The organism is Acidovorax sp. JG5, from assembly GCF_017939685.1.
Taxonomy (GTDB): domain Bacteria; phylum Pseudomonadota; class Gammaproteobacteria; order Burkholderiales; family Burkholderiaceae_C; genus Acidovorax.
On sequence record NZ_JAGKSE010000048.1, the window covers coordinates 2,501 to 5,654 of the forward strand.

Annotated in this window: 2 rRNA genes (1 of these 2 only partly in view); both read left to right on the forward strand. The window is 51.0% G+C overall.

Annotated elements, in window-relative coordinates:
- Window positions 1-2,833: ribosomal RNA gene (locus tag J8G26_RS18930) — 23S ribosomal RNA — on the forward strand (it extends 46 nt beyond the left edge of the window).
- A 154-nt stretch (window positions 2,834-2,987) separates the two neighbouring features.
- Window positions 2,988-3,100: ribosomal RNA gene (gene rrf / locus J8G26_RS18935) — 5S ribosomal RNA — on the forward strand.
- Window positions 3,101-3,154 lie beyond the last annotated feature (54 nt).

A 3,154-nucleotide genomic window follows, 5' to 3' on the forward strand; every position in this document is an offset into this window, starting at 1 on the left:
CGACGAAAGACGTGATAGCCTGCGAAAAGCTTCGGGGAGCTGGCAAATAAGCATTGATCCGGAGATATCTGAATGGGGAAACCCACCTCGCAAGAGGTATCGCATGATGAATACATAGTCATGCGAGGCGAACCGGGTGAACTGAAACATCTCAGTAGCTCGAGGAAAAGACATCAACCGAGATTCCGAAAGTAGTGGCGAGCGAAATCGGAAGAGCCTTCTAGTGATAGCACGACTGTTAGCAAAACGGGATGGAAAGTCCGGCCATAGCAGGTGATAGCCCTGTATGCGAAAACAGACGTGTGGTACTAAGCTGGAGAAAAGTAGGGCGGGACACGAGAAATCCTGTCTGAATATGGGGGGACCATCCTCCAAGGCTAAATACTCGTAATCGACCGATAGTGAACCAGTACCGTGAGGGAAAGGCGAAAAGAACCCCGGGAGGGGAGTGAAATAGATCCTGAAACCGCATGCTTACAAAAAGTAGGAGCCCTTAGGGGTGACTGCGTACCTTTTGTATAATGGGTCAGCGACTTACATTCAGTGGCAAGGTTAACCGAATAGGGAAGCCGTAGAGAAATCGAGTCCGAATAGGGCGAATCAGTCGCTGGGTGTAGACCCGAAACCAAGTGATCTATCCATGGCCAGGATGAAGGTGCCGTAACAGGTACTGGAGGTCCGAACCCACTAGTGTTGCAAAACTAGGGGATGAGCTGTGGATAGGGGTGAAAGGCTAAACAAACTTGGAAATAGCTGGTTCTCTCCGAAAACTATTTAGGTAGTGCCTCAAGTATTACCTGCGGGGGTAGAGCACTGTTTAGGCTAGGGGGTCATGGCGACTTACCAAACCTATGCAAACTCCGAATACCGCAGAGTACAGCTTGGGAGACAGAGCACCGGGTGCTAACGTCCGGACTCAAGAGGGAAACAACCCAGACCGCCAGCTAAGGTCCCTAAAATTGGCTAAGTGGGAAACGAAGTGGGAAGGCTAAAACAGTCAGGATGTTGGCTTAGAAGCAGCCATCATTTAAAGAAAGCGTAATAGCTCACTGATCGAGTCGTCCTGCGCGGAAGATGTAACGGGGCTAAGCCAGTTACCGAAGCTGCGGATGTGCAATTTATTGCACGTGGTAGGAGAGCGTTCTGTAGGCCTGTGAAGGTGTCTGGTAACGGATGCTGGAGGTATCAGAAGTGCGAATGCTGACATGAGTAGCGTTAAAGGGGGTGAAAAGCCCCCTCGCCGTAAGCGCAAGGTTTTCTACGCAACGTTCATCGGCGTAGAGTGAGTCGGCCCCTAAGGCGAGGCAGAGATGCGTAGCTGATGGGAAACAGGTCAATATTCCTGTACCGATGTGTAGTGCGATGTGGGGACGGAGAAGGTTAGCTCAGCCAACTGTTGGATATGTTGGTTCAAGCCTGTAGTCGTGCCCGGTAGGCAAATCCGCCGGGCTTAGATGAGGGGTGATAACGAGGCTGCTTGCAGTCGAAGTGAGTGATACCCTGCTTCCAGGAAAAGCCACTAAGCTTCAGCTACACACGACCGTACCGCAAACCGACACTGGTGCGCGAGATGAGTATTCTAAGGCGCTTGAGAGAACTCAGGAGAAGGAACTCGGCAAATTGATACCGTAACTTCGGGAGAAGGTATGCCCCAAGTAGGTGAACTCGTACAGAGGGAGCCCAACGGGGTTGCAAAAAATCGGTGGCTGCGACTGTTTAATAAAAACACAGCACTCTGCAAACACGAAAGTGGACGTATAGGGTGTGACGCCTGCCCGGTGCTGGAAGATTAAATGATGGGGTGCAAGCTCTTGATTGAAGTCCCAGTAAACGGCGGCCGTAACTATAACGGTCCTAAGGTAGCGAAATTCCTTGTCGGGTAAGTTCCGACCTGCACGAATGGCGTAACGATGGCCACACTGTCTCCTCCTGAGACTCAGCGAAGTTGAAATGTTTGTGATGATGCAATCTCCCCGCGGAAAGACGGAAAGACCCCATGAACCTTTACTGTAGCTTTGTATTGGACTTTGAACAGATCTGTGTAGGATAGGTGGGAGGCTTTGAAGTGAGGACGCTAGTTCTCATGGAGCCAACGTTGAAATACCACCCTGGTGTGTTTGAGGTTCTAACCTAGGTCCATTATCTGGATCGGGGACAGTGCATGGTAGGCAGTTTGACTGGGGCGGTCTCCTCCCAAAGCGTAACGGAGGAGTTCGAAGGTACGCTAGTTACGGTCGGACATCGTGACGATAGTGCAATGGCATAAGCGTGCTTAACTGCGAGACTGACAAGTCGAGCAGATGCGAAAGCAGGACATAGTGATCCGGTGGTTCTGTATGGAAGGGCCATCGCTCAACGGATAAAAGGTACTCTGGGGATAACAGGCTGATACCGCCCAAGAGTTCATATCGACGGCGGTGTTTGGCACCTCGATGTCGGCTCATCTCATCCTGGGGCTGTAGCCGGTCCCAAGGGTATGGCTGTTCGCCATTTAAAGAGGTACGTGAGCTGGGTTTAAAACGTCGTGAGACAGTTTGGTCCCTATCTTCCGTGGGCGCTGCAGATTTGAGGAAGCCTGCTCCTAGTACGAGAGGACCGGAGTGGACACACCTCTGGTGTATCGGTTGTCACGCCAGTGGCATTGCCGAGTAGCTAAGTGTGGAAGAGATAACCGCTGAAAGCATCTAAGCGGGAAACTCGTTTCAAGATGAGATCTGCCGGGGCCTTGAGCCCCCTAAAGAGTCGTTCAAGACCAGGACGTTGATAGGTCAGGTGTGGAAGCGCAGTAATGCGTTAAGCTAACTGATACTAATTGCTCGTGAGGCTTGACCCTATAACTTTGATAGCCAACACATCAAGCAGTGATGTTTGTGTGCAAAGCTCAAAGATTGTTATGCCAAGTTGACGCAGTCAAAACACATAAAATCTGATTCCAAACTCTATGAATTCGCCAGGCAGTTCACAAAACTGCCCAGCACCAAGTTATGCCTGATGACCATAGCAAGTTGGTACCACTCCTTCCCATCCCGAACAGGACAGTGAAACGACTTTGCGCCGATGATAGTGCGGGTTCCCGTGTGAAAGTAGGTCATCGTCAGGCTCTTACAGCCCAGTAACGCCCCACTCAAACTTTGAGTGGGGCGTTCTGCTTTGG